The sequence below is a fragment of the Dehalococcoidia bacterium genome (genome assembly GCA_041653995.1).
GTDB lineage: Bacteria > Chloroflexota > Dehalococcoidia > GIF9 > UBA5629 > CAIMUM01.
The window spans coordinates 117693-144330 of the sequence record JBAZEK010000003.1 but is presented as its reverse complement, the minus strand read 5'-3'; the positions used below and the strand labels follow the sequence as shown (position 1 = coordinate 144330).

Annotated in this window: 24 protein-coding genes and 1 other RNA gene; 7 read left to right on the top strand and 18 right to left on the bottom strand. The window is 50.5% G+C overall.

Features of this window, described 5'->3' with window-relative positions; genetic code table 11:
• Positions 1 to 7 precede the first annotated feature (7 nt).
• The 3 genes from WC359_09785 to WC359_09775 all read right to left on the bottom strand — a co-directional run bounded on the left by WC359_09785 (position 8) and on the right by WC359_09775 (position 1830).
• The gene (locus tag WC359_09785) at positions 8 to 598 is read right to left on the bottom strand and encodes a 2-oxoacid:acceptor oxidoreductase family protein (GenBank protein MFA5400718.1); all 591 of its coding nucleotides are present in this window, start codon (positions 596 to 598) and stop codon (positions 8 to 10) included.
• 98 nt (positions 599 to 696) lie between these two features.
• Positions 697 to 1032, bottom strand: a complete 336-nt coding sequence (locus WC359_09780; protein ID MFA5400717.1) for a cupin domain-containing protein — start codon at positions 1030 to 1032, stop codon at positions 697 to 699.
• Positions 1033 to 1059: 27 nt separating this feature from the next.
• The gene (locus tag WC359_09775) at positions 1060 to 1830 is read right to left on the bottom strand and encodes a SprT family zinc-dependent metalloprotease (protein ID MFA5400716.1); all 771 of its coding nucleotides are present in this window, start codon (positions 1828 to 1830) and stop codon (positions 1060 to 1062) included.
• A gap of 114 nt (positions 1831 to 1944) precedes the next feature.
• On the opposite strand from WC359_09775, the gene WC359_09770 reads away from it, so the two are divergent.
• From WC359_09770 to WC359_09760, 3 genes are all read left to right on the top strand, one after another.
• Complete coding sequence (locus tag WC359_09770; GenBank protein MFA5400715.1) at positions 1945 to 2640, top strand: nucleotidyltransferase family protein; 696 nt, start codon at positions 1945 to 1947, stop codon at positions 2638 to 2640.
• Between the two features lie 97 nt (positions 2641 to 2737).
• Entirely contained in the window at positions 2738 to 3112 is a 375-nt protein-coding gene (locus tag WC359_09765; GenBank protein ID MFA5400714.1) for a spore germination protein GerW family protein, read from the top strand.
• A 3-nt stretch (positions 3113 to 3115) separates the two neighbouring features.
• Positions 3116 to 3709: a hypothetical protein gene (locus WC359_09760; protein ID MFA5400713.1), complete on the top strand. Its 594-nt coding sequence runs from the start codon at positions 3116 to 3118 to the stop codon at positions 3707 to 3709.
• A 213-nt stretch (positions 3710 to 3922) separates the two neighbouring features.
• Here WC359_09760 and WC359_09755 read toward each other — a convergent pair whose 3' ends face one another.
• The 3 genes from WC359_09755 to WC359_09745 all read right to left on the bottom strand — a co-directional run bounded on the left by WC359_09755 (position 3923) and on the right by WC359_09745 (position 7626).
• A complete protein-coding gene (locus tag WC359_09755; protein ID MFA5400712.1) occupies positions 3923 to 4555 on the bottom strand; it encodes an NYN domain-containing protein in 633 nt (210 codons plus the stop codon).
• A 113-nt stretch (positions 4556 to 4668) separates the two neighbouring features.
• On the bottom strand, positions 4669 to 7110 hold the full coding sequence (locus WC359_09750) for a DNA internalization-related competence protein ComEC/Rec2 (GenBank protein ID MFA5400711.1): 2442 nt from the start codon (positions 7108 to 7110) through the stop codon (positions 4669 to 4671).
• Between the two features lie 6 nt (positions 7111 to 7116).
• A complete protein-coding gene (locus tag WC359_09745; GenBank protein ID MFA5400710.1) occupies positions 7117 to 7626 on the bottom strand; it encodes a ComEA family DNA-binding protein in 510 nt (169 codons plus the stop codon).
• 57 nt (positions 7627 to 7683) lie between these two features.
• On the opposite strand from WC359_09745, the gene smpB reads away from it, so the two are divergent.
• Both smpB and ssrA read left to right on the top strand, forming a co-directional pair.
• Positions 7684 to 8151, top strand: a complete 468-nt coding sequence (gene smpB, locus WC359_09740; protein MFA5400709.1) for an SsrA-binding protein SmpB — start codon at positions 7684 to 7686, stop codon at positions 8149 to 8151.
• 13 nt (positions 8152 to 8164) lie between these two features.
• Positions 8165 to 8512: a transfer-messenger RNA gene (gene ssrA / locus WC359_09735) on the top strand.
• 717 nt (positions 8513 to 9229) lie between these two features.
• Here the strand turns inward: ssrA and WC359_09730 are convergent.
• Both WC359_09730 and WC359_09725 read right to left on the bottom strand, forming a co-directional pair.
• Positions 9230 to 9901 (bottom strand): response regulator transcription factor, encoded by a 672-nt coding sequence (locus WC359_09730; protein ID MFA5400708.1) that lies wholly within the window; start codon positions 9899 to 9901, stop codon positions 9230 to 9232.
• A gap of 236 nt (positions 9902 to 10137) precedes the next feature.
• A complete protein-coding gene (locus tag WC359_09725) occupies positions 10138 to 10575 on the bottom strand; it encodes a hypothetical protein (GenBank protein ID MFA5400707.1) in 438 nt (145 codons plus the stop codon).
• Between the two features lie 343 nt (positions 10576 to 10918).
• On the opposite strand from WC359_09725, the gene WC359_09720 reads away from it, so the two are divergent.
• The gene (locus WC359_09720) at positions 10919 to 11896 is read left to right on the top strand and encodes an MBL fold metallo-hydrolase (protein MFA5400706.1); all 978 of its coding nucleotides are present in this window, start codon (positions 10919 to 10921) and stop codon (positions 11894 to 11896) included.
• A gap of 229 nt (positions 11897 to 12125) precedes the next feature.
• On the opposite strand, the gene WC359_09715 is transcribed toward WC359_09720, so the two are convergent.
• From WC359_09715 to WC359_09670, 10 genes are all read right to left on the bottom strand, one after another.
• On the bottom strand, positions 12126 to 13124 hold the full coding sequence (locus WC359_09715) for an NrpR regulatory domain-containing protein (protein MFA5400705.1): 999 nt from the start codon (positions 13122 to 13124) through the stop codon (positions 12126 to 12128).
• Between the two features lie 28 nt (positions 13125 to 13152).
• Positions 13153 to 14733, bottom strand: a complete 1581-nt coding sequence (locus tag WC359_09710; protein MFA5400704.1) for an FMN-binding glutamate synthase family protein — start codon at positions 14731 to 14733, stop codon at positions 13153 to 13155.
• A 41-nt stretch (positions 14734 to 14774) separates the two neighbouring features.
• Positions 14775 to 15461, bottom strand: coding sequence for a 2Fe-2S iron-sulfur cluster-binding protein (locus WC359_09705; protein MFA5400703.1), 687 nt, complete (start codon positions 15459 to 15461; stop codon positions 14775 to 14777).
• Positions 15462 to 15490: 29 nt separating this feature from the next.
• Positions 15491 to 18583, bottom strand: coding sequence for an NADH-quinone oxidoreductase subunit NuoF (gene nuoF / locus WC359_09700; GenBank protein MFA5400702.1), 3093 nt, complete (start codon positions 18581 to 18583; stop codon positions 15491 to 15493).
• A complete protein-coding gene (locus tag WC359_09695) occupies positions 18583 to 19017 on the bottom strand; it encodes an NAD(P)H-dependent oxidoreductase subunit E (GenBank protein MFA5400701.1) in 435 nt (144 codons plus the stop codon). Before WC359_09695 ends, nuoF begins: the two co-directional genes overlap by 1 nt.
• Positions 19018 to 19139: 122 nt before the next feature.
• The gene (locus tag WC359_09690; protein ID MFA5400700.1) at positions 19140 to 19712 is read right to left on the bottom strand and encodes a hypothetical protein; all 573 of its coding nucleotides are present in this window, start codon (positions 19710 to 19712) and stop codon (positions 19140 to 19142) included.
• 230 nt (positions 19713 to 19942) lie between these two features.
• Complete coding sequence (locus WC359_09685; GenBank protein ID MFA5400699.1) at positions 19943 to 20641, bottom strand: response regulator transcription factor; 699 nt, start codon at positions 20639 to 20641, stop codon at positions 19943 to 19945.
• Between the two features lie 9 nt (positions 20642 to 20650).
• Complete coding sequence (locus WC359_09680; protein ID MFA5400698.1) at positions 20651 to 21934, bottom strand: ATP-binding protein; 1284 nt, start codon at positions 21932 to 21934, stop codon at positions 20651 to 20653.
• 210 nt (positions 21935 to 22144) lie between these two features.
• Positions 22145 to 22738: a TetR family transcriptional regulator gene (locus WC359_09675; GenBank protein MFA5400697.1), complete on the bottom strand. Its 594-nt coding sequence runs from the start codon at positions 22736 to 22738 to the stop codon at positions 22145 to 22147.
• Positions 22739 to 22879: 141 nt separating this feature from the next.
• Positions 22880 to 25480, bottom strand: coding sequence for a penicillin acylase family protein (locus tag WC359_09670; protein ID MFA5400696.1), 2601 nt, complete (start codon positions 25478 to 25480; stop codon positions 22880 to 22882).
• A gap of 240 nt (positions 25481 to 25720) precedes the next feature.
• Here WC359_09670 and WC359_09665 point away from each other — a divergent pair, with 240 nt between their 5' ends.
• Positions 25721 to 26629 (top strand): hypothetical protein, encoded by a 909-nt coding sequence (locus WC359_09665; GenBank protein MFA5400695.1) that lies wholly within the window; start codon positions 25721 to 25723, stop codon positions 26627 to 26629.
• Positions 26630 to 26638 lie beyond the last annotated feature (9 nt).

Genomic DNA, 26638 nt, shown 5'->3' with positions numbered 1-26638 from the left:
CTAAACCTTATTTGCCTACCTTGGTTATCTCGTAAGTTCTGTTTATTGCGGCCAGGTTGATATCCACAGTATTGCGCGAAAAACGCTCGCGCACAACCTTTTCCAGGGTCGGTATATCCACTATTTTCGTGGCCCGTACCAGCGCTCCCAGTATGGCTGTATTAACTATAACCAGCCCTGCCACAATCAGTTCCAGGTCCTGGCATACCCTGGTGGCATCGGCTGTCGCTATATTGAACTCCCCTTTTATACCGAGTTCCCTGGGCGAAAGCGGGGAATTTACTATCAGCCAGCCGTTTTTGCCCAGACCCTGTATTACGTCAGGGTATTTGAGCAGCGTATGATCGAGTACAACTACGATGTGGGGATATTCGACCTGCGATACTACCAGAACAGGCTCAGTGGATATCCGGGTTGAAGCGCTGACCGGTGCGCCGCGCCTCTCGGCCCCGAAGGAGGGTGCTGCCGTTATTCCTTTGAAGCCTTTGGCATATGCCGCCTCAGCGATTATCTTGGCAGCTGTGATTGCACCCTGGCCGCCACGTCCGTGCCACCTGATCTCCAGCGGTTTATTGTCAAGGGAAGATTTAGCAGCCATCAGCAATTTCTCTCATAGGTCGACAAATACACAACGAAGATATATGTTAAACCCTGTTCGAAGCCTGTGTCAAACGATAGGGACATCTGGAAAGGCCATTATTTTTTATCTACGTTGGGTATGACGCAGATCAGTTTGACCGTGAGGTCTCCCTTATTTAGAATCCCGTGCATTTCGTTGGCCGGTATAAAAATGGCGTGTCCCGGCTTGAGAGAAGTCTCCCCGTCCTTATGTTTGACCGCCGCCGGTCCTTCAAGTATAAAAATCTCATGCTCCCAATCGTGTTGATGAAAGGGGGTATTGCTGCCCGGCTCTATCTCAAAGACACGCATGATGAAATTGGGAGCGCCCTCCTTCGGTCCGGCCACAATGTGCATGCGCACACCGGCGGCGGCCTCAACAGCTTCGACTTCCCGGTAATGATGTACTTTCATGGCTACCTCCAGTGACGATATACAAGATTATAGCTTAAAAGAAGCGCGTGCCTTGAGCTCGTCTTCGTGTGTGACAAGCCATTTTCGATATCTCCTCCAGTTCGGGCAGTACTGCTCCACCATGTCCCAGAATTTTTTCGAATGGTTCATATGTCTGAGGTGGGTCAGTTCGTGTATAACAACGTAGTCGATGATTTCTTCAGGCGCCATCAGCAGTTTCCAGTTCAGTGTCAGGTTACCTGCAGGCGAACAGCTGCCCCAGCGTGTTCTCTGCCCGCGTATGAAAATACTGTTGTGGTGCAGGCCCATAGCCTGCTGGAAGTTACCGGCCTTTTGCCTGAAGATCATCGCAGCCTGCTGTCTGTACCACTTCTCAAGGATTCGGGGCATAGCGCCGTCCCTTGCTCCTGTGGAGACCAGCAGTTTATGGCCATCCAGTACGGCCGAGGATGTTGCCGATTTCGCAGTGCTGATGCTGATTTCGATCGGCCTGCCCATGAAATACAGCTTGTCGCCCTGGCCGGGCTCGGGAATTAACAATGGCAACTGAACCGGATCGTTGTTCGGCAGATGTTTAATTATCCAGCGGGCTTTTTGCTGGAGTATATCCAGGACCTGTCGCTGAGTGTACCTCCCGGGTACAACCACCGTCAGGCCTGTTTCGCTGCGTATCTCGAGCCTGATGCCCCTGGTCCTCTGGCTTTGCTTCAACCTGTAACCGACGGATCTGCCCATCAGGTCGACCTCTCCCTCGCCGATAAGGGTGAGACGGCGGTTTCGTTTGATTGCGGCGCTCATTAAATACTCAAATCCTTGGTAAACAACTTATACAATTATAATTGATTACAGGATGGCGGTGGAGTAAAATGCGAATTCGAATCAGCCCTTTTGGTCATTAAGGAGTATGCTGAGATGAAATGTTTGATCCTGGCCAGTGGTTTTGGTACGAGGCTATACCCGTTGACGATGAACCAGGCCAAAGCGCTTTTACCCTATAAAGGCAAACCTATGATCAACCATATCGTGGACAAGATACCCCGGGACATCGAGATACTTGTTAACGTAAATATGAAATTTGAGCATGATTTTCGGAAGTGGGGTAGGAAGCAAGACCGTGATATAACTATCTGTGTCGAGAACGTCAAATCGGATGATGAGAAGCTGGGCGCCATCGGTTCGCTTAACTACTGGATAAAGAAGAAAAATATTACAGAGGACCTGCTGCTTTTCGGCGCCGATAATTATTTCGAGTTCGACTTGGCCAACTTCCTGGCTGCATACGACGGCCGGCATGTTTTCGTGGCTGTATATGATGTCGGGCACCCTTCTAAAGCTACGCAGTATGGCGTGGTGAAGATCGAAGGCGACCGCATCATCGAGCTTGAGGAAAAGCCCGCCATGCCCAAGACCAGCCTCGTAGCCACGGCCTGCTGGATATTGCCGCCCAGGGTATTTCCCATCATCAGTACGTTCTGCGATAAATCTCTCAGGGATAACCTGGGTGTTTTTATCACCCACCTTGTCGGTATTGACACTGTGAAGGTCTATCCATTTGAGGAGAAGTGGATCGACATCGGCAATCTCGAGATATATCACGCGACGAAGTGATGTAATTAATTGCTTCGCTCTGCGATCTCTGACTGATGTAGAATAATGAGCGAGCAGAGTTATAGTGAGAATAGTCCTTTGTTAAGGGGGCGATTTTATGGAAGATATTGAAAACATGGTGAAGACTACCATCAGTCAAATCGAGAAAGTTCTCAGCAGCAAAACGGTCATCGGTGAACCCATCACGGTAGGTGAAACAACGCTTATCCCTTTGCTCAGTATGGGGTTCGGTTTCGGCGCGGCGGGAGGTGCGGGAAAGTCTGATGCAAAACAGAGCGGTGACGGCCTGAAGGGCGGAACAGGCGGCGCAGGCGGTATGAGGCCGATCGCCATAATTGTCATAGATAAGGAAGGGGTGCGCATAGAACCTATTAAGAGCAGCGTGGCCGCAGCTCTTGAGAAGCTGGGTGAAAAGGTCCCCGGCGTGGTTGAAAAGATCGCTGACAGGTGGGGTGAACGCAAGAAGGAGTAATCGTTGGCCCCGCTTATCATCGGTCTTGCAGTATTTGCCCTTATAATTCTGCTGCTGGTGCTTCCGCTGGGGATCCGGCTGTCGGCCAGCTTCCATGGCGGCGCAATATTCAACGCGCGTATTCAATTCCTTTCCGGCCTTCTTTCGTGGGAAGTATCGACTGGACGTGCGCGGAGAGAAAAGCGGGCCGGATCTGATACCCAAAAAACAGGCAATTCAGGGATGTCCAGTATGATAGAAGCTGCGCAGGTCAAAGGTCTTGGAGCAAAGGTCAAACTACTGGTCAAACGAATATACCGGCGTGTGAAAGTGCAATCCGTTCAATCGGATTTAAGGGTAAGCCTGGGGGACGATTATTATACCGGCATGCTGGCGGGACTGCTGATTGCGCCTGTTCTGTATTTAAATCAGAGGTTCGATGGCACAGTCTTAATTCAGCCCGTTTTTGAGGAAGACCTTTTTCTGGAGGGGGATATACATGGTGATCTGCAGGTCCGTCCCATTCATGTGCTTGTACCATGCCTGGGCTTTGCGCTCTCTCCTGAATTTCGACGGATGCGGAAGATAGTGGCTGGAGGCTCATGCATAAAGAGATAGTCAGCTGTGAAGAGGCGCGCGAGGTTTCGGGAGTGAAGCTGACACCGATAGTAAGGTCGACTTTAACCTGGGCAAATATCGGAGGAATCGTTTCATTTTACGCTTACAGGCAGCCCGCCTATTTTTTAGTAGAACGACATCAGGACGTACGTGTGCTGAGGGCAGGTGGGGAAGAGGTTACTCTCCAGCAGGTGTATTCCGAATGTCCGGCGATCAGAGAAGCTCTTGTTGAGCGGTTCCCTGGTCTTCAGTCGAAGGGGAATTAGCGATTGCCACGGCAGCCTGCCTCCTGTAGCGGGGCTTTCTCCGGATATGTTTTCGTTGTCCCGAGGTCCAGAGGGATGTGAAAAACTTGCTGTCGAGCTGATGCAGAAAGTCAGCCGAATTAATCAGGTCCCTGGATGCGGCGTTCTCGAAATAGGCTACTTCCACGTGTTTGCCCATATTTTTCACAGTCTGCACCGTGTAATTGAAGTCCGAGTCTCCGCTGACCAGCACGGCCGTATCATAAGTATTGTTGGCGGCGAAATACAGCAGGTCGGTGGCCAGCATTACGTCTATGCCACGTTCGACCGGAATACCCTGTGAAAGCTTGGTGGTGCCCAGCCTCAACTCCAGGTAGGGCGTTTTACGTAGCGTCTCTAAAAACTCCTGCTGCTCGCGGGAGCCCTCGGATCCTTTGTTGGACTCCTGCAGCACGTTATAGTAGTAGGTGCGTATCAACTGCCTGCTGCCGCACAGCTTCCTGGTGAACTCACCGAAATTGAGATCGAAACGTTTGAAGTTGTTTTTCAGCGAGTGGTAAAGGTTGCTGCCATCTATAAAGATGGCCAATCTTTCGCTCATTTTTTACTCCTCTCGATATTACCCCGCCCCTCATATGAATAATGCGGTGAAATATACATGATATAAATTATTGTCTGTAGCAATTATACTTGAAATCACGCGCATGGTGTATATCAGGGCGAAGAAGGCGCGGGTTTATCGGTTACGGCCCACAGCCTCCGCCCGTCGGTGACATACTCGATATTGCCGTGAACCGCTGTAATGAAGATATTGCCCTCCGGCACTCTAGCCGATAGCCGTTCAATCGTCTCCCGGCTGGGATGACCGAAACGGTTGACCGCGCCGGCGGATATGGCAGCGGATGCAGGATCAACGATGGTCAGGAACTCATCCGAGCTCGATCCTTTGCTTCCGTGGTGTGCAACCTTGAGGACGTCGCTTTGCAGGTCTGCTCTCTTGCCGGCCATGTACTGCTCGGCCTCCATACCGATATCGCCGCAGAGAAGGTAACTGACTTCTCCGTAGGTAATTCTGATTACAATGGAATTATTGTTGATGTCGTCTTCAGTGCCTTTGAAAGGTTCTTCCGGGGGATTGAGCACCGTCAGGCGGAGGTTGCTGCCGGCGTCTAACTGCTTGCCGCAGGCAAGTGTGTGTGTAGCGACCCTTCGATCATATGCAGTTTGAACGATTTCATGCGGCAGTACGGCTTTACTGGTGGTGGGAGGAAGAGATAGAGAACGAACGTTGTAGCGTTTCAGCAGTTCAAGCGCGCCGGCTATGTGGTCGGATTGAAGCTGCGTCAGGATAAGCATATCGATCTGCCTGTCCCAAAACGGCAGCTTTTTACCCAGTTGAACACAGGCTGACGCCGGGTCGGGGCCGGCATCGATCAGTATATTCCGGCCGTCCGGAGTCCTGACTAATATGCACTCGCCCTGGCCCACGTCGAGAATGATTACGTGAAGCTTCCCGTCCGGCAACAGGGAAACGGCGGTCCAAACAAGTATATTGCTTGCCAGCAGAACAGCCAGCGCAGGGTAGATGACCGGTTTGAAGTTGATCGACTTCAGAGCGCCTGCCGCCTGCCGCGCTTTGTCCCTCCACGATTTAATAAAGGTACTGACATGCTGCCTGTATTTAATACCGGCCAGGATCAGGCCCAGCGCAATATAGTAAGCTATGGCCTGCCAGGGCTGTAACGCGATGTCGCGGATGTAGGCTACCGGTATCGAGCTGAATATCTGGACCACGAGCAGGAAATACGATAAGAACAGCCAGTCGATCCAGCCCAGCATCGTTCCCATGGGCGTCCAGACCAGGCCGGCTGCGGCCGTGAGCAGTGATGTGATGATAATGCCCGGGAAGGAAGGCATGGAGAAGAAGGTGGCAGGTGCGCTCACGATGGAAAAGGAATGAAATCCGAGCGCCGTCATAGGCCAGGTCGCTATTACCGCAGCCAGTGTGGTCGCGAAGCTGATAATGATGATTTTTTTCATCCATATAATATTCCTGCTTTGCCGAACCGGCATATGCGGGCTGGCGAACTCGATTAATTGAGGAGCTATGAGCACCAGGCCCAGCATGGACAGGAAACTCAACTGAAAACTGACGTCCCACAGAACGTGTGGCTCCACTGCGGTCATCAGCGCAGCCGCCAGCACCAGGGCTGCCAGGCCGTTGCGCTGCCTCCCCAGCAACTCCGCTAACAGGAACACGCTGCCCATGATTGCCGCCCTGACCATGCTTGCCGGCATGCCCGTAAGTACGGTGTAAAGCCAGATAAAGGACAGCGATATCCAGAAGTAAGCCCTGTTTTTTCTACCGAAGCACCAGATGGTCATGGCCAGCACCATGCCGAGCAGTATGGTCAAATTCATGCCGGAGATAGCGATCAGGTGAGTGGTGCCGGTTGCGTAGAAAGACTGCAGAAGGTCGTAAGGCAGGCTCCCTCGCATCCCCAGCAGTATCGCGCGCGCCAGTGAACTCTGCGGTTCAGGCAAACATAACAATAGACCGTCTGAAAGGCTATCGCGCAGGCCGTAGATCCAGGCCAGTATGGGCGATCCTTTGTCCGTGCCGATTATGGTCACCGCCGGGTAATTCATGATCGAATAAATGCCCTTGTTTGCCAGGTAATCACGATAATCGAAATCTTCGAGTTGCGGCGGAGTTTCCATCCTGCCGCTCAATCGAAGCATGTCGCCGTATCGGAGAGAGCGATAAAAAGGCAATCTGACCAGCACGCCTCCTGTGATTGGCGAAGAATTGTCGGCTATGTTGATACTGTTTGCAGCGAGCTTGAACTCCAGCGAACTGCCTTTCACCTCAGGTTGGTCGTCAATGATTCCTTCCAGGGATACAAGGCCCTGATCGTTGTAGTACTGTACGTGCGTGCCGTCGAGTGTATGTTGAGACGATTTATAGAGCAGGGCGCCGGCGGGAAAAGCCAGCAGGCAGGCGGCCAGCAATGCCAGCGGTCTGCGGCGCCCGGGCATCAGAATGATCAGCGGTATAACGGGCAAGGGTAGTGCCAGCAGCCAGACAGGGGTGGTGAAGATTGAGCCTGCAAATATGCCGGCTATCCAGGCGATGCTGACGTATAGAAGGGGCATATCGGTTTACTCACCTGTTGAGACGAAGCTGCGCAGGTTATCGACTGCGGACTTTCCGAAGCCTTTGATTTTAAGCAGGTCATCCACGCTGCGAAAAGGGCCGTTGGCGGTTCGGTATTCGACGATCTGTGCAGCTTTTCCTTCGCCTATGCCGGGCAAGGCCAGCAGCAGCCAGGTGTCCGCGCGGTTGATGTCCACCTTCTGTGGTCGATTCGTCTCTCCCTTTGCCGGCACATAGATCGATATCCCGCTGATGTCGGCGTTATCTGAGATGCCTGCCGACGAAACGAGCGCCGTCAGCGTATCGCCCGGCCGGGTTGTGTAGATGCCTGGCCGGGCCACGCTTCCGCTTATGCATATATCGCCGTTGATATCGGCCTGTTTAAAGTCGCTCAGGACTATCTCGGTCGGCTGGAGGCTGGAGAGGCGGATGAAAAAATAAACTATTCCGGTGATGAGGAAAACTGCCAGCAATGCTGCTATAATAAGCCACATTTTCTCGCGGATACCCGTCATTAACTTCCCCTCCTCACGTGTAGTTAAGGCGTTGGCAGCGGTAGAATTGTAACATATATGAATAATGAAAAGACGATTACGGTAAACAAAAAGGCTTACCATGATTACCACATCCTGGAAAGCTACGAGGCCGGCATAGCGCTTAAAGGCTCCGAGATCAAGTCCGTCAGGATGGGACGGGTCAACATCAAGGACGCCTATGCCAGGCCCGAGAAGGGCGAGCTATGGCTGCATAACTCGCATATATCCGCATACCAGGCGGGTGGGTTCAATACGCATGAGCCGGACCGGCGGCGAAAGCTTCTGATGCACCGCAGCCAGATAGCCGAATTGGAGCAGACGGCCAACCAGAAAGGTTTGACTCTGGTGCCTCTGCGGATATATATTAAAAACGGGCTCGCAAAGCTGGAGATAGGTGTAGGCAGGGGCAAAAAGCAGTTCGACAAGCGCGATACTATCGCCAGGCGCGAGACAGAGCGTATAGTGGAGCGGGCTATGAAATCAGGTGCCCGCAAAGCACGTTAACAACCGAATATGTGGGGGCGCGTGGCTTCGACAGGGAAGAGCCTACAGTACGGCAGGCCGAGGCGCCATCTACCTCGTTAATCCGGTGGCGAAACACAACTGCCAACGAAGCAGTTCCAGTAGCAGCCTAACCAGGCCGCTCGTCCAACCTTTCCTCGTCCCGGTGGGATTGGATTGGGCGACGAAATGCCGGGGTGCGACAACTCCGATGCTGATAAGGATTGTCTAAGATTTATCAGCTGGCCCGCTTAAACTCCGCCTGCAGAGGCTGAGCGGGTGAGTATAAAGAGCAGACTAAGCCTGTAGAAGTGCTGGCAACTTTTTTCTGGACGGGGAGTTCGACCCTCCCTCGCCTCCACCAGATAATAATTGGCGGATGTCTCTGATAATGAGCGTCCGCTTTTTTGTTTTCTATTTGAAAAACACATTATAAAATTACCAGGTGAAGTTGGCATTGCCTGATAAGATCATCGACTGGGGGCGCAACAATTGACTGCACAGCCTGATGAAGTATACGGGCTTATCACAAGATCAGGATTGCCCGATCGAAACATAACATGTATTAGTCTATTGCCCAACTTTGCTTCTAGTGCCTTGTTGATTATCAATATAGGTACTGAATGAAAAATCACCACCCGGTCATCCGAAGTTGAGGAATCCAGTGTTAACCATAAATTGCCTGCTTTTTCTACGAGCCTCAGTCCCTTGCCACCTGTAATGCCCATTGAGCGGAGGGTTTCATGGATTGCTGCAACTGCGAATATGCTTACTTCAATCAATTACCTTGCTTCCTTGGACATATTACCGAATAACCGATTATGAGGATCGCTGGCTGGAGGATAAAAGGAGTTATTTGCCTGGTCACATGGCATGTCCACGCAGTATATCTATGCCTGTGTCCCCCGGCCATATACAGCATAAATACTATGAAATATAAACACATCGCCTGAACGTGTATTTTTTGGGCCGGAATGATTAATCGAAGAACTATGCGGGAGGAGATTCGACTATATTAAGTAGTAATCCAAATAGTAAATCAACTTTCGCCAAGCAGAATTAGCCGGTCCTGGTTTTAACATCACTCCAAAGCATTGCTATCTGATAGTCCTGCCTTTACAGCGTAGGCTACTGCTTGCTGACGGTTACGGAGTCCCAGTTTATTAAGCACAGAACGTAAATGTACCTTTACTGTATGCTCGGATATGTATAATTCGCTGGAAACCTCGCGATTAGTGGCGCCTCTTGCTATTAAACCAAGGACTTCCTGCTCACGTTTACTGAGATTGTAACCAGTGCCAGCATCTTTAAGCCCGGACAATTCATCATTGGCTGCCGAAGCCAGGTCTTTCGATATGACCATATTACCTTTAGCGATTAGAATCAACGAATTGACAAAGTCCTCCGGCGACACGTCCAGGGACAGATAACCCTTGGCGCCTGCCATGACTACTTCAGTAAACACTTCAGCAGACTGTGGTTGAGTTAAGATGACCAGGGATGCCTCAGGTGTTATTTCCCTTAACCGGTTTATGGTATCTTTGTAATTAGTAGAAATACGCCAATCAATCAAAATCAGATCAGTTCTGTGTATTTTTGCGAATTCCAACAATTGTGTTTCGCTAGTTACCTTTGCCGATAATTCAAAGCCATACTGATCCAGAAGTGCAGAAATAGTCTGTCTCAATAGGGCATAAGGATGAGCCAGGAGAACCTTGATTTTTTTAGCCTTCACCAAATCTTCAACTGCCACCATGACTAATAATAGCAGATTACGAATCAGCAGAGAAATGTGTGTCTTAAAAAATGGCCGCATCAGCTCACAAAGCTGATACGGCCAAGTATTGAAGCGGGAATTATTAATGTATTAAACTCGTGATGCCAAAGGAGCTTGAAGTTTGATGATGATCAGTTGCCTTGCTCCTCCAATCAACCCCAAGGATCCTTTGGCATCTTTTATGTCGACAGTTTTCGGCTGGACGATGATGGTTACCTTCTTGTTTCGAATGGAATGTCAAAGTGAAGCTCAGCATCTGTTCCGTCTGAAAACCATCCCTGAATATAGTAGTTCCATTTTCCTTTAACTATGGGATGACCGAACCATGTCTCAGCGGTTTCGACTGTGGCGCTGTTGGGCAATAAGCAGGAATAGAAGTATGGATCAGATTTATCGAAGCCCTTTATTGCCTGTTGCCTTAACCAATCTATCCGGTTCTGACGACTGGCTTGTGTTGTATATGGATTAATATTGACATAACCGTGCTGATAGATAATTGCCGTGTGATTCAGGACATCGTTTTCGCTTACGGGCCAACTGGACACAGGCGCATATACCATGGTTGGTTTGCCGTCAGCAGAAACTGCTGCAGGGATGATAAGAGTTGTAGCCATAAATATGACTATAATAAGGGAAAGAATTCTTTTCATTTTTCGCACCTCCTTTCTACCTAGAGAAGCAAAGCATTCGGGCATGCATTCTGGAACGCCCCGCTTGTTTTAAGTATAAATACCCTGAAATCCAAATACATCACCTGAAGAGCTAGATTGAACGAACCAAAACTATTAATCTGAAAATCTATTAAGAGAGATTGAATTACACCTAAGAATTAATCAAATTAGAGATGGACCTTCTTTAGCCATACCCCGACAAGTCAGGCCGGTTACTCTTGGAGTTCACACTGCTCTTGGTCCGCACCCCGTCTTAGTTCAGGCTTGATTAATGGGGTGTAGTACACTATAATGCGCCGCTTGCTGTTAACGAGATATAACCGTGATAGATGAGATATTACCCGGTCTCTATTGCATCAAGGTACCTCTGCCTAAAAACCCCTTAAAATACACCAATTCATACCTCATCAAGGGGGAAGACAGGTTCCTCCTTATCGATACCGGCATGAACTTGAATGAGTGCAGGCTGGCGCTTGAGTCCGGCCTGCAGAAACTGCATGTAGACCTGAACAAAACGGACTTCTTCATCACGCACATACATCATGATCACATGGGATTAGTTTCCACCATGGCAACCAGGACATCGAGAGTCTATTTCAACCCGACGGAGACGGTCATACTGACAAATGTGTCTTTCAATCAGAGATGGGTTGCAATGATGGAGTTTTACATGGCCAATGGTTTCCCGGAAGAAGCCGGTAAACTGTGGATAGCCAACCCTCCCCTTTCTCTCTTCGGTTCAAAACTGGTGGCTGCTCTGGTCACGCTTTCCGACGGTGAAAAACTGGAAATAGGTGATTACAAATTCGTTTGCATCCACGTTCCGGGTCATTCTCCCTGTCACACCTGCCTGTATGATAAAGATAAAAAACTGCTGTTCTCCGGTGATCACATTCTCTTCGATATCACCCCGAATATCACCTGCTGGCCCGAGCTGGATAATGCGCTGTATCACTACATGAAGAGCCTGGAAAAGATAGACAAACTGGCAGTGAACCTCGTGCTTCCGGGCCATCGGAGCTCTCGACAGACTCTGCAGAAACGCGTTCAGGAGCTTCTGGAACATCACAGGGTAAGGTTAGACGAGGCTTTAGCTGCGGTCGCAGATGGCGGGAAGACCGCATATGAGGTGGCGCCCCATATCAGGTGGGATCTATCATATAAAACCTGGGAGCAGTTCCCCATAGCTCAGAAGTATTTTGCTGTGGGTGAGATCATCGCACATCTTGAATACTTGGTGGGCGAAAATAAACTCAAGACGGAAAAGATAGGCAGGACAATTAGATACGTCCTCGCCTGAGTTCAATAGGTCCGGAAAAACACTTTACTGACAGAAATAATTAAACTATCATCAATACATGCATTCGGTTTGAGAGGATAGATGGATGCATTTTGTCGCGCCCCCTTCAGTTACGCCTGTTTTAAGATGCTGTTTTAAGTTCCTGCAGATAAAGCATCATTGAGGTGGCCGGCGATTGTCACACGGCCTGGTTTTTTCTGATTCTTGTATTGCCTGTGACTTCTTTCTGTTAAAACAATTCCTTAAAGCTGATAAGTTGGCCGTACTCGACTAACGTGTTCATAGCATGTGTGTCTACTGCGATGCCTGCTTCTTCAACGGCTGCAATTGGATTAAGCCCCCCAATGAGTATGATGCCCACCCGGTTCAGCTCGATGGGCAATTCGCAGATCGGCTCACTGACGTTGCCGACATGGAGGACACCGTTCATCCCGGCCTTGGCCAATTTGCTGATCACATCGTGTGCCAGTGGGCGGCAGAGAGCGGGTATCTCGCGGAAGTTGGCCAGAATGGTCCCGTTGCCATTCCTTGCAGCCTGGGTAACCGAGGTCATCCTGGCCTTGATGAAAACCTCAGAGGGATCAAGGGAGCAGCCATCATAATGAATGAGCTCAATGAAGCGTACCGGGCTATGGTCTTCAATCTGCAGAAGGCCGCCGAACTTGGAGTTCATGGGCACACCGGCCTTGAGTAATGTGCCATTAACCACAATGCTGCAAACCGTACCGATGGCGATTCTCCCTTCCGGCACCAGAAGGTCGCCGATACGATTACCCTCGCCGGAGGTGATAACCAGGTTGCTGACACAGAGGCGCGCATCAAAGACCGGCTTCATCAAGCGTAACGCTTTCGTAAAGTCCTGTTGCCTGAATATTGAGACATTGACCGGAACCAGACCGGACCTCTTTTCAAGGTCAAACGTGGTCCGGAAAGCCAACAACTCTATACGGGAAATGGCAAACCCGACCTTATCCTTAACCAGTCCATATTTAAGCTCCCTGTGCCCCATTGATGTGATAACCCGGCCGTCACGCCGTCCGGCCAGGCGCGTCAGGCCCTGTTGATCCAGAAGCTTGAGATGGTAGCGTATGGCGCGCTCACCCAGGTCGACTCCGAGATCTTTCAGCTTTCTGGCTATTACGATGGATCCCAGGGGATCTGAAGATCCGGCAAGCACCCTGAGTATGGAATTGGTTTTGCGCTCTACGTCCTGACTTTCGAATGTCATGATTTCATTGAATTACAGCATTGCTCTGCTATGAATCCAGGATTTTAGTTGCTTCTTCTTTATCGAGCTCATTTACAAAACATATACCACTGACTTTAGCCGCCTCTTCCGTCAGTGCGGTGATATCATCCCTGCTGATGTGTTCAAGGGAGAATTTGCGTGCCCCTGCCATCAACTGGCGAAGGCCCTGGTTGAGTCTCTCCATATATGTGTAGAAGCCCAGTGCGCCTGTCGGTATTTTTTCAAATTGACTGCCGAATTTCTGCTTAAGTTCTGCCGAAGTGATAAACACCTCCTCCGGGGTTGTACCGAATCGTTCGATATATACCGGCACCTGCCTTTCATCCATTCTCTTGCCGATGGTCTTGCCAACCATGGCAGCCGCCAGCGGCGACCTGGCCATGGTTATATACTTCACATACGGGGCGCCCAGCGCCAGCCCCTTGAATATCTGGTCCTCAAAGACAAATCCGCCGGCTATGGCAAGGTCAGGTACGTACTCTTTCTTCCGGGCGAGCTTATCCGCATACCTGTAAAACATTGACCACAGCGGTACTCCCGGGATACCCCATTCATTCATCATCCTCCATGGGCTCATGCCTGTACCGCCGCCTGCGCCGTCAACCGTCAGCAGGTCGATCTTAGCTTTTGAGGCAAATTTTAGTGCCCTTGCCAGGTCTGCCGGCCTGTAGGCACCGGTCTTCAGCGATATGTGCTTTGCACCGGCCTTGCGCAGCTCTTCAATCCTTTTAAGGAATGATCCCTCATCTACCATGCCCACCCTTGAATGTCGTTCAAATTCCTTGAACCTGCCCTGTTCGAATGACCTGGCAACTGTTTCATCATCGGGATCGGGTAGCAGAATGTATCCCCGCTGCTTTAGCATGCGCGCTTTATTAATATTATCGATTTTGACTTCACCGCCGATGTCCTTGGCCCCCTGGCCCCACTTGAGCTCAACATTTTCAATACCCAGTTTGGATATTGCATATTCTTGCACGCCCAGCATGGTGTCTTCTATGTTGGCCTGGATAATGACGGTTCCGTAGCCGTCCTGTTGCCAGTCACGGTACAGTTTTATTCTGCGCTCAAGCTCGGGAGAGTTGACCACCCGCCCCCTGTCCAGTTCTGCTTTAGGATCCATTCCGCATACGTTTTCTCCTACAGTGAGGGGTATGCCTGTTAAGGCAGCACCTATTGCCAGGCCTTCCCAGTTATTCTGTGCAATGGCCGTTGAGCCCATGGCGCCCACGATAACAGGCATCCTGGTCTTGATCCCTTTATCACGCCCCAGCTTATTATCCAGCTTTACATTGGCAAAGATAGCCTTTTCGGATGTTGCTTCAATGCCGTGCGCTCCTATCACGGTCCCCAGGATAGAGAAATGGGACAGGTCTATGGGATAATCCTTTTCTGCCCCTGTAGTAATGATGCCGAAAGGCTGAGGATATAGGGCTTCCGACCCGCGGTAAGCCGATTTGCCGATTTCGCACATACCTATGCAGCCGTCGACACAGGTAACGCACATCCCGCTTATCGAGCTGATAGAACCTTCAGTCCTGTTTTTTGTAAGTGTAGCCGCAGTTGCGTTTATCCTTGATATAGACATTGCCTCTTCTCCTTATTAAAAATAAGTTTCATTTTGTATATTCAGCCTTTGCCGGCTTCTCTTACACATGTGCCGCAATCGCCTGCGGCCCCCATGTAACACATCTGGTCGGGGTAGTACTCAGTGCAGGTAGGTTGAAGCTGGAGGCAACTCCCGCAGATTACACCTGGCGCATCCGGGCCCTGGCACCGGAGCTGGCATGCCGGACAGATATACATGCAGGCCCCGCAGAGACGGCAAACATCGGACCGACGGTCGAAAGGTGTTGTTATCCGGAGTTTGCCTCCCCTGTTGACGAAACCTATCGCCCTGCCGTTCATCTGCTCTGCGCACATCCTTACACACAGGCCGCAATAAACGCAGTCCTCATGTTCCACTTTGAACCTTACTTTTTGCACACCCAGGGATGATGCGAGGTCCTGGATTGTTTTCGAACTGGGGCATGTTGATAACAACAGCTCAACCAGCATCTTCCTGGCGGCTATTACCTTCCTGGAGTGGGTCCTGACTGTGAGCCCTTCGGTGGCCGGATATGTGCAGGAACTTACCAGCCTGGTGTTATCACCTTCCCCTATCTCAACAATGCAAAGGCGGCATCCTCCCCAGGGTGACAGCCCTTCGTGGTGACACAGGGTGGGTATCTCGATTCCGTAGAATTGTGCGGTTTCCAGAACGCTCCACCAGTCTTCGGCTCGAACGTCGGCGCCATTCAATCTAAGTGTTATCATTGATATATATCACCTCCGCCTTCAGTGGTTTAGTGATTCTCCAGGTCACATCTCAAACAGCGTTTAGATTCTTCCACCGCCTGGTCTTGGTCATAACCGATCTCGACCAGGTCGAATGAATTGCGCTTGTCCGGCGGCAACATTGAGAATGACAGGCGGCGTCTCTCTCCTTCTTCGACAGCGAAAGGTTTAATTTCCTCCGGTGGCGCCAGCCTTTCATCAATGTTACCCATGCCGCCGAGATACCTGTCTATTGAAACAGCGGCTTTTCGTCCTGCGGCAATGGCTTCAATAACCGATGCCGGCCCGCTGATAACATCGCCCCCGGCATAGACGCCTTTTCTTGAAGTTGCCATCGTGTCAGGATCAACAATAATTTCACCTGTTTTCCCCAGTGATAGACCGTAACCGCCCGGAACTACAGGGCGGTCACCTATATTTTTAATGACGGTATCGTATTCGCCGGTAAACTCACTCCCCTTGATAGGGACAGGTTGCCGGCGTCCGCTATCATCCATATTCCCCAACTCCATCCGCACAAACTGAACCTTCAACCTGCCGTTAACCCTGGATATTTTGACGGGCGTAACCAGGAAATCCAGCTTTACTCCCTCTTCAATTGCCTCCTTGACTTCTTCAGGGCTGGCAGGCATAGCCGCATAGGTGCGGCGGTAAGCAATGGCAACCTCTTGAACTCCCAGCCGCAGTGCAGTCCGTGCAGAATCTATGGCCGCATTGCCTCCTCCCACTACCAGGACTCTGTTACCAAGGCTCATTTTTACGCCCAGGTTGACGTCCCTGAGAAAATCGATGCCGTTCAGTACGGAAGCATCATCCTCACCATCTATCTCCATATCTCTACTGAGGTAGGCGCCGATTCCTGTAAAAATCGCATCATAACCCTGGTTGAACAGGTCATCCAACGACTCAATTCTGCTGTTTACCCTGATATCAACACCAACCGCTTTAATTTCATCAATTTCGCCGTCAAGGACCTGCCTGGGCAACCTGAATGCGGGTATTCCCAGGCGCATCATGCCGCCGGTTACCGGTTCGGCTTCAAAAGCTGTTACTCGATGTCCCAGCCTGGCTAAATAGTAGGCGGTGGTGAGACCTGCTGGCCCTGAGCCAACCACGGCAACTTTTTTCCCCGTAGCCGGCAGGTTTCTGCAGTTATTTTTCCAAGACCCGTCATCATGATCGGCTGCAAAGCGCTTGAGCATTTTTATCGCCATTGCTTCATCGACTTCGCCCCTCCTGCATTTCCGCTCACAAAAGTGCAGGCAAACATAACCCAGCACTGCCGGGAAGGGCACCTTTTCGCGGATTACGGCCACCGCTTTGCCGGGGTTGCCATCATTAAGCAGACGGATATAGCGCGGGACATCTATCCCGGCCGGGCAGGCATTCTGGCAGGGCGATTTGACCAGAGCCTTGCATACTCCCGCCCGGCAGTGGTGCTTCCTGATATGCTCTTCGTACTCTTCTCTGAAGTAACGTATGGTAGCCAGGACCGGATTGCCGGCAGTTTGTCCGAGGCCGCACATCGACACGTCTCTGACAGCGGATGCCAGTTCTTCCAGCAACTCGATATCGCCTTCCCTGCCTTTCCCCTGCGTAATATCTGTCAATATCTCCTGCATTCTCTGTGTGCCCTTACGGCATGAAAGGCATTTGCCACAGGACTCATCGTTGAGAAAAGCCGTGTAATAGCGGGCAATATCCACCATGCAGGTATTCTCATCCATCACTATCATTCCTCCCGAACCCATGATGGACCCTGCTTTTTTCAGGCTTTCATAGTCGATTGGCAGGTCGAGCAGTGAAAGGGGTATACAGCCGCCCGAAGGACCTCCCGTCTGGACTGCCTTGAATTGCCTGTTGCCGGGTATACCTCCTCCGATGTCGTAGATAATTTTGCGGAGAGTTGTTCCCAGCGGGACCTCAACCAGTCCCGTGTTATTTATCTTTCCCACCAGGGAAAACACCTTGGTGCCCTTGCTTTTTTCAGAGCCGATGCCTGAAAACCATTTAGCCCCCTTATTAATTATCAGCGGAACATTAGCCCATGTCTCAACGTTGTTGATATTTGTAGGCTTGTTCCACAGGCCTTTCTGAGCCGGGAAAGGCGGCCTTTGCCTGGGCGTTCCTCTTGCTCCTTCAATTGAAGCTATCAGGGCTGTCTCTTCTCCACAGACAAATGCTCCCGCGCCCATTGAGAGAGTGATATCGAAGTCGAATCCCGAGCCCAATATGTTATTGCCCAGCAACCCGAATTCTTTCGCCCTCTCGATGGCCAGTTTACAGTGATTCACAGCCAGCGGGTACTCATCACGCACGTAGATTATGCCTTCATTGGCACCCATGGCATAACCGCCGATGATCATTCCCTCGATCACGCTGTGGGGATTTCCCTCCAGGAGGCTGCGATTCATATATGCACCTGGATCACCCTCATCTGCATTGCAGATCACGTACTTCACATCTCCCTGCGCCTTGCGGCAGAGCTCCCACTTACTTCCTGTTGAAAAACCTGCACCTCCACGCCCGCGCAAACCGGACATTTTGATCTCATCAATCACTTCTTCCGGCGACATCTTTAGAAGGACCTTGGGGAGCGCCGAATACCCTGCGACGGCCAAATAGTCTTCGATCTTCGCCGGATCGATATCCCCATTGGCACCCAAAATAATCCGGTTCTGCTTCTTATAGAAAGGCACATCCGGCTCATAGACAATTTGCTCATCTGTGAGGGGATCCACATAGAGCAAACGCTCAATAACATTACCTTTGAGCACCGTCTCCTTGATTATCTCAGGGACATCCTCCGGTTTTACCTTTTGATAGAAGATCTTCTTTGGATGAATTACTACAATCGGTCCGCGTTCGCAAAAACCATGACAGCCGGTTTCCTTTACTTGCAGTTCGACTTTCAGCCCCTGACTTTCAATTTCTTTGATAAATGCATCCCTCACTTCCTCGCTTCCTGCAGCACGGCAACCGGTACCAGCGCATAGAGAAATGCATGAAAGCTGTGACAACTTGCCCTCGCTTATTATCCGCCGCAGGTTTTCCAGGTCACCGGCAGTCTGGATTTGCTTCACCTCACTTTTAATAGTCATCACTTCTCACTCTGCCTTTTCAGCACGGCCTCCACTTTCGCCGGCGACATCTGTCCGTGGTACTTGTTATCTATAACCATGACGGGCCCGATGGCACAGCAACCGAGGCACATTACGGTCTCCAGTGAAAACTCTCCGTTTTCACTTGTCTCTCCGGGCTGTATGCCCAGCTTGTCCCTGGTTGCATCGAGGACCCTGTTGGAACTTCTGACATGGCAGGCGGTGCCGAGGCACACTTTAACATGATGCCGCCCTCTGGGTGTGAGGCTGAAAGACTTATAAAAAGTTGCCACGCTGTATACGTCAATAAGCGTACGTCCGATCCCTGTGGCAATTTCCCTCAGTTTTTCTTCGGGCAGGTATCCGTATTCTTCCTGAACCTCCCGTAATAGTGAAAGCAGGTTACCTTTTTCTTCCTTATCACATACTTGCATACATATGGCTCCTTTACAAAGGCGGTAATTGTCATTACGGATGGTTAAATATGCCGTCCTGCGAGGTGATAATCCTTGTGCGATTAAGCATCTTTCCTAAACACCTGTTAGCTTGGGGAGCATCAGCCACTCATGTTGCCTCCCCATACCTTAACAGGTGTCTGGTATATGGATTGTAAAAGCGCTGCATAGCCCTTACGGTTCTTCACATCGTCATCATCGATCACCTGAATATCCAGCACATGTTCAATGTCTTTGAGGCCTAACAAACGGCGATGAACCTGCACCATTGCGCGGTCTATAGACTCTATCAGCGCTTTCAGGGCATTCGTCTTGCGCCCTGCCCAGATAATCATATGAATGAGAGAGGATGGTGATACATCTTCGCAACACCCCTCCGCTGTTGTATTATCATCGTAACCGTAGGCATAAACAGCTCTAATATCTTTATCCCATATACCGAGGATTTTTCCTAATTCCTTTGCAATGTTATAGTGGCAATAGCTGCATGCTATGGGATCGCCCTTCTTTAAACACTCTATCAATGCTTGGATATTGCCCACGTGCATTTTATCTGCAGAGATAGTCAGCGCCTTGTTAACTACTGAATCAACCGTATCCAAAAGATCTACTCTGCGCGGTGAAGACGTCGTAAGTTCTGGATTATTTTGCTTACCTTGTTTTTTATTTAACACCTTACTTACCTCGTTTCATCCCATGTTTATTTTTTCTACGAGAAGCCCACATTAATAAGAGGTATCATCATCATAATCCTCAACCCATTAAAAATTAATATAAAACGCACCCGATTTAATGAAAAAATGATGAAAAATAGAGAGATATCTCATGGAGATGCCTGAATTGGTGGCACAGAACCGTGGGGGGACTGGATTGCGGGTTAAGTAGTTATGTTGTTATGTTGTCTTTACCTATCGCAGGCCAGCATATAACCGATACCGGGTGAAGTGATAATATATTCCGGGTTGGAGGGATCTTTTTCCAATTTCAGCCTCAGATAGCGAATATAAGCCCGCAAATAATCGATATCATCCCTGTAATCTTCTCCCCACACTGCATTTAGCAGATCTTGATGCAATATGACCTCGTTGGGGTTTAGAGCAAGTTGTCGTAGGAGAGAATATTCGGTCCTGGTCAGGTTTATCTTCTTTCCATCGACTGCGACACTGTGACGGGCGAAATTGATTACAAGGCCCCTGCATTCGAAGGATGCAGTGATTATCTCATCGGAATGACGAGCCCGCCGTAAAACTGATCGCACTCGTGCCACCAATTCCCTGGCATTAAAAGGCTTTGTCAGATAATCGTCGGCTCCTGCATCAAAGCCGCGTAAAATGTCGTTTTCTCGTGCCTTTGCCGTTAGCATGATTACAGGTATATCTGTGTACTCGCGGATCCTCCTGCACAGCTCATAGCCGTCAGGTCCCCGGGGAAACATGATATCAAGCAGTATAAGAGCAGGCCGTTCCGTAGCTATCATTTCAGTAGCGACCTCGCTGCTGATTGAAGCGGTTACTTCGTAACCAACTGCCCGCAATACTTCGGAGACTAACCGAATAACCTGCGGTTGATCTTCAATAATCAGGATTTTCTCTTTTATCGGCATGTCCTTTAATTAATCTGCCATATCCTGGCTCAGACCTTTTAACGGCAAACTAATGCAAAATTTACTACCCTGTCCCAGTTGGCTCTCTGCCCAGATGCGTCCTCCATGCGCCTCGATGATCGCACGGCTGATGGGCAAACCCAATCCTGTACCTGTAATCGATTCACCTGCATTGGCCCTGGCGCGAAAAAACCGGTCAAACAGGTGATTGAGGTCTTCTGGCGCAATGCCAACCCCTTCATCAGAGACACTGATGAAAGCTTTTTCGTCTGATATTAATCCCTGCAAAACGATCAATCCACCATCGGGTGAGTATTTTGCCGCATTGTCCAGCAGTTGTCGGAAGACCTGAAGAATACGCTCGGGATCGGCATCAACCAATGGGAAGTTGTCGGCAAAATCAATTAGCAAGGAATGTTTGGGAAAACGGCGGCCCACGTCGTCTGCGGCTATCTCCGCTAACCGGCGTAATCTGACCGGCTGCAGATCGATCTTCATCATTCCCGCGTCGATGACAGACGATTCCAGATGATCGGTAATCAGGTCTTCAAGGATATCGCATTCCCGGTCGATAATCTCTAAAAATTCTCGCTGCTTTTCGGAACTGTAAGTGACCTCTTTCATCAGCAATGCAGTGGAGAAACCTTTGATCGATGTCAAAGGGGTTCGCATTTCATGGGCCAGTGTGGATACAATCCCGGCCTTGTACTTCTCGTTATTGCCGATAACCTCCATTTCTTTTATGGTTTTATCCATGGCATCCAATTTAATAAATATAGCCAGCAGATCAGCTACAATTTGGAAAAACAGAATATCCTTTTGCGTAAATGCAGCCTCATCCCCCAGGCTCAACAACAACAGGGCACCATATCGAATGGAATCGGCATTCAATGGTACGCAAACAGCGGCTGCCGGAGAAGCCAGGCCGGCTATTTGAATTCCGAGGACTTTTTTAGTGGTATCTGCATCATCAACCATGGCTTTATCAATTGTAAAGACCTCGCGTTGCCCTCTCTGAAATACCCTGCCGATTATTCCTGTGTTTGGATTTAATCGAACCTGCTGTGACGTCTTGATATCAGTACCGGAGGAAGCCGTCATGATCAGGCGGTTGTTCGAAGATTCATATCTCCATACTGTCCCCGCATCTGCAATCCCCAATTTGCCAATAAGATAGTCCAGCGCCTGCTGCAGCGTCGCATCTGCGCCATCACTGGTCATCCGAATCTTCAACAGGCGTTCGACAACTGCTAACGGTTTGCGCTCTTTTGATATTTTAGCCTTTTTATCCATATTGACATCTTGAGATATGCCTGTCTGCAGGGCGGTTAAGGTCGGATGAATATATCAATCCATTTTACCTATTATTGGGAGAAGTCTCCAATGCGTGGGATGAATGCGGATGTAAGATATCATCAATCTGCTGACCAGGAACTGAGTTAACAAAGTTCCGCCAGTATACCGGACTAATCAGATCTTGCATATCGTCCGGCTATGTCGGCTTCAAGCACAATGCAGGATGCAGTTAATCAGCGTCCTGTAATAAGCCCTGAGTTTTTCTCTATCTTTATATTCAAGATCGATGTTTAACTCGGATTCATATTGAGTCAGCAGAATGGGATAGAAGACGGCAGAAAGGAATATAACCGAGATATGATTAAGCGCCTTGTCATCAAGATGGCTTAGCCTTTCCTTGATTACTTTCTTGATGCGCATAACGTTATTTTGCAGTGCCAAGCTGATTTCCGGTCTAGGCTGCCTATCCGAGATAAGGCGGCTCATCATGTTCCTCTGCAAACCGGGGTTGGCAAGCACGAATTCCGAGTACCTCATGCAATAGTTCAAAAGAATCGCTTCCACATTTTTCCCTGTCTTGATGGATGCCATGTGTACTTCGGCGATTCTGCTAAAATAGTCTTCCTCAGCCAGTTTGATCAGGTCATCCTTAGATCCGAAGTAATAATTTATGGCGGCGATGTTAACTTTCGCCCTGGCCGCTATCTCCCTGGTGGTGAATTTATGATCGCCGCCTTCACTGATCATACTGAGCACAGTATCGATTATGTGACTCTTTTTCCTGGAGTCTCTGGCGCTCATAAATAATTTATCCGTCCCGGCAGTAATTCTACTACTTCCTGTGAACCTGATGCTATGTTGTTTCTGGAAAATTTAATCTTATTTTATAAGCGTGAGCCACCGACATATTTCAAGTGACAGTGGCTCACCCGACGACGCAGTTTAAGGACTGAGTATGAGCGTGTGCGCGGCGTTCGGCTCCACCTGCTGGCGAGACCAAAGCATGGGTAGATACACCATTTTAGCCCAGAGCATGTTCTGGTCGCCGTACCAGGGATTGCCCGGATGTCCGCTCTGGCCGGTGGAATTGATGGCGGTGCTTTTATCGAAATCGGTCAGGTCGACGATCATTCGCATGGCCGCTCCGTGTTTGGTATTGAAATTGCCGTTACCGGCGTACCATACGGTGTTGTTTAAACACTCGATAGTGCCGGAATTCGATAACGGTCCCTGGTTGACCAGCGATTCGATCAATCCAATGCCGCTGGCGCCCAGCGGATTGCTGACGAAGGTTGTCCTGTGAATATCGCCCCACTTCCACCGGCTGCGGTCCTCGCCCATGGCAGCCGAAGCGGCGGCATAACCCTCTTCGAACGATTTAACCAGTATATCGTCACGCGTCTCCTTTGTATCTTTGGTGGTCGGGTCATCCCACCAGGCATCATCCGGGCTCTTAAGCAGCAGATTGATGGCATAATATTCCCTGTCGGCGGCATCGGTCTTCGCTATGCCTTCGAGCTCCGCCTGAAAGGTGTTGTACATCAATCGCATGACGAATTCGTTGTAAAGCGCGGCCTGTGCGCTTTCCGCAGAGCAGACATAGTCCCATTTGAGCAGCCAGTCGCGGGCGTCGGCCAGTTCCTGATTGCTGAATTTCAAACCAGCCAGCGCTGGCAATATCTGTCCGGCCGGCAGATTGAGGTTATCTCCCTGCATGGTCTGGCAGGTAAGGACGGTATTGGGGGCAAACTGTTTGAGCAGGTCGGTAGCCCGTTGTGCCCTGTAGCCGTAAAACCACTTGTTGTACTTGCTGCCGAAGTTGGCGTTGACGTCGGGTCCCAGTTGCCTATCAAGCATCGCGTAATATTCTGGAGGAGCCTCCTCCTGGTTGCAGACCGCCATATAGCTGCGCGCCGGATTGTAAACGCGCGGCATCAGCTCGTAGGGCACATAGCCCTTCCATTCATACTCATCGGTCCAGCCCGGCACGGGCACCTGTCCCGTGTGATAAGTGGCGCGGACAGGCACCCTGCCCGGCATCTGTAGGCCGATGTTACCCTGCCTGTCGGCATAGATCAGGTTTTGCGACGGCGTGTCCCAGTACCTGAGCGCATCGCGGAACTCATCCCAGTTGCGGGCTTTGTTCAACTTGACTACAGATAAGGCTATAGTACTCGGCTCCAGCCCTGTCCAGTGCACCGCCAGAGCATCCTTGTTGTTGTAACCGGCCGATTCGCCGGTCCCGGCATTGAAGCGGTTTTCATTGACGATAGGGCCCAGGTGGGTCAATCTGACTTGAACAGTGACAGGCGGTTTGCCGTCTCCGAAGCTGATGACTTCTTCGCGAACTGTCATGTCGCGCCATTTGCCGTTCCACTCGTATTGCAATGGGTTAGAGGGATTGATCTTTATTTGGTAATAGTCGTTTACATCCGGCATGACGCTGGTGACCCCCCAGGCGATATCATCGTTGTGGCCGGCTATGATACCCGGGAATGAGGCGAAGCTGAATCCCCCGGCATTGAAAGGCCGGCCTGTTCCGTCATCAGCGCAGTGAAGGTTGACCTCGTAAAAAATGGAAGGCTGCAGTATACCGAGATGTATGTCATTGGCCAGAAGCGCCTTGCCACTGGCCGTCATATTGCCGGACGCCAGCCAGGAGTTGCTGCCTATTCCCTCGTTCGGCTCCCGTATGAGCAATGAGTCGGGAGTCGCATCACTGATATCGGGCATGATTGCCGGTACCCTGCCGTTGAGCAAAACTGAATCCGAGTCTGATTGCAGCGCAGTTTCATCTACCGAGAAAGTTTGCTTCACATCCTCGTTCGAAAGTATGGTGGGCCTTTGCCCGTGCGGCCAGGGTGGGACCACCCACTTCTCCGCCATCTCAGCGCCCAACCGGTCATAGAGCTTGGCCCTGGTCAGTTCCAGGTCGCGTGAAAGGCCCAGGTCGAGTGCCATCAGCCTGGTGAACGCCAGCGAGTCGACGGCGGTCCAGGGTTCGACATTGAACTTCACACCAGTCAGGCCCAGCACAGTATAGTTGACGGAAAGCTGCTGGGGCGAGCGTCCCGATATATAGGCATTAACGCCCTCTGCGAAGTCATCGAAGGTGGAGCGCTCCTCAGGTGTGAAACCGTTATAGTCCTTTTGTGTGGCTTCGTAGAGACCGAGCGTGCGCAGATAGACATCTGTATTGATCAGCGCAGGCTTCTTGCCGGTTAGCTCCTCGATGCGACCGCCGCAGGTCTTGCGGTAGAACTCCATCTGCCACCAGCGGTCCTGGGCCTGCACATAGCCCTGTGCAAAAAACAGGTCGTGCATATTTCCGGCATAGATATGAGGTACACCATAGGAATCGCGAATTACCTCGACCCTGTCCTTGAGTCCTGCGGTTTTCAGCTGACCGTCTATCTGCGGAAACGGATTATGGATGATGGAATAGTAGCAGGCGTAACCACCTCCCGCGATTAACACGATAACCACCATAACCACGATCAGTACGATTCTAAATGCCCTGGAAGCGCCACCCTTTTTCTTCACGTACAACCTCCTTCAAATTAAAACAAATGATTGATACAAAAGTTTAATACAGATGTTTAATTACTGTCAAGCCTCTATCGGCGATGAGGGTGGAGCTTTACTCCCGAACTTAATTAACCTATCATCAATATATAGTCTGAATTAAAGGGGGGCAGCGGGATGCGACCTGAGCATTTATTGATATTGGTTGTTGCTGGCCTGTGTTTTCTCGGTTGCCTGCCGGCATGTCAGGAGCCTGATGTGCCGTCTGAAAAAAGAATTGTATACAGCATGAAGGGTGTGGGCATCGATCTCCCTCAGTCCGATTTCGAAGATATGAAGAAAGCGGGGATTGAGATACTGTCGACCGAGTGGGGCATGGAGCAGGATGTCGAGCAGGTCAGGAGATTTCTGGACCAGGCCCGGGCCGCCGGAATGAAGGTCGTGATGGACGGGGGATTCAGCTACACCGCCTGGGGTTTTACCGGTGGCGATTGGGAACAATTGCCCGCCGGCAAGAGGCCGGTCTGGCAGAAGGAACGCGTGCAGAACTGGGTAAAAGCGCTGAAAGACCATCCCGCCGTATATGCCTGGGACATATGCAACGAGTTCGGCGAGAATCTGCCCAGCGGCGCTCATGCGGAGAACTCGGACTGGCCGCAGAGCAGGATCACCATCGAACAGATCAGGCAGGCCAGGGCCGATGTGCTCCAGGTAGACAATACACGGCCGATTCATGTCAGGATGTATGAATGGGATTCCAACGACATGACAGCGTTGATCCAATCCCTGCTGGATGAGCAAATACCGGACATAATCTCTTTGAACCTCTATTCAAACTATCTTTATCATGGCAAACTGCAGTGGCCGGGCGTCATAGAAGACGCGGGACAGCGCTGCGTGACGGAAATCAAGCAGAGGTCGCCTCAGACCGAAATATGGATGTCTATCGCCGCATTTGAGTATGGGGACATCTTCCAGCGGCCGACGCCGTCTGATGTTGTCAGGGATATTCAAGCTGCCGGTAAGATAGAGGGGCTGGACGGCATCTCATTTTTCTGCTGGGGCCCGGTTAATCAGTGGGACGAGAGCAATGACTGGTATTTGCCGCAGACAGGCGCCGATCTCTGGAGCGTCATCAAAGAAGAGATCGGAAAGGCCGGACAATAAGAATAACTT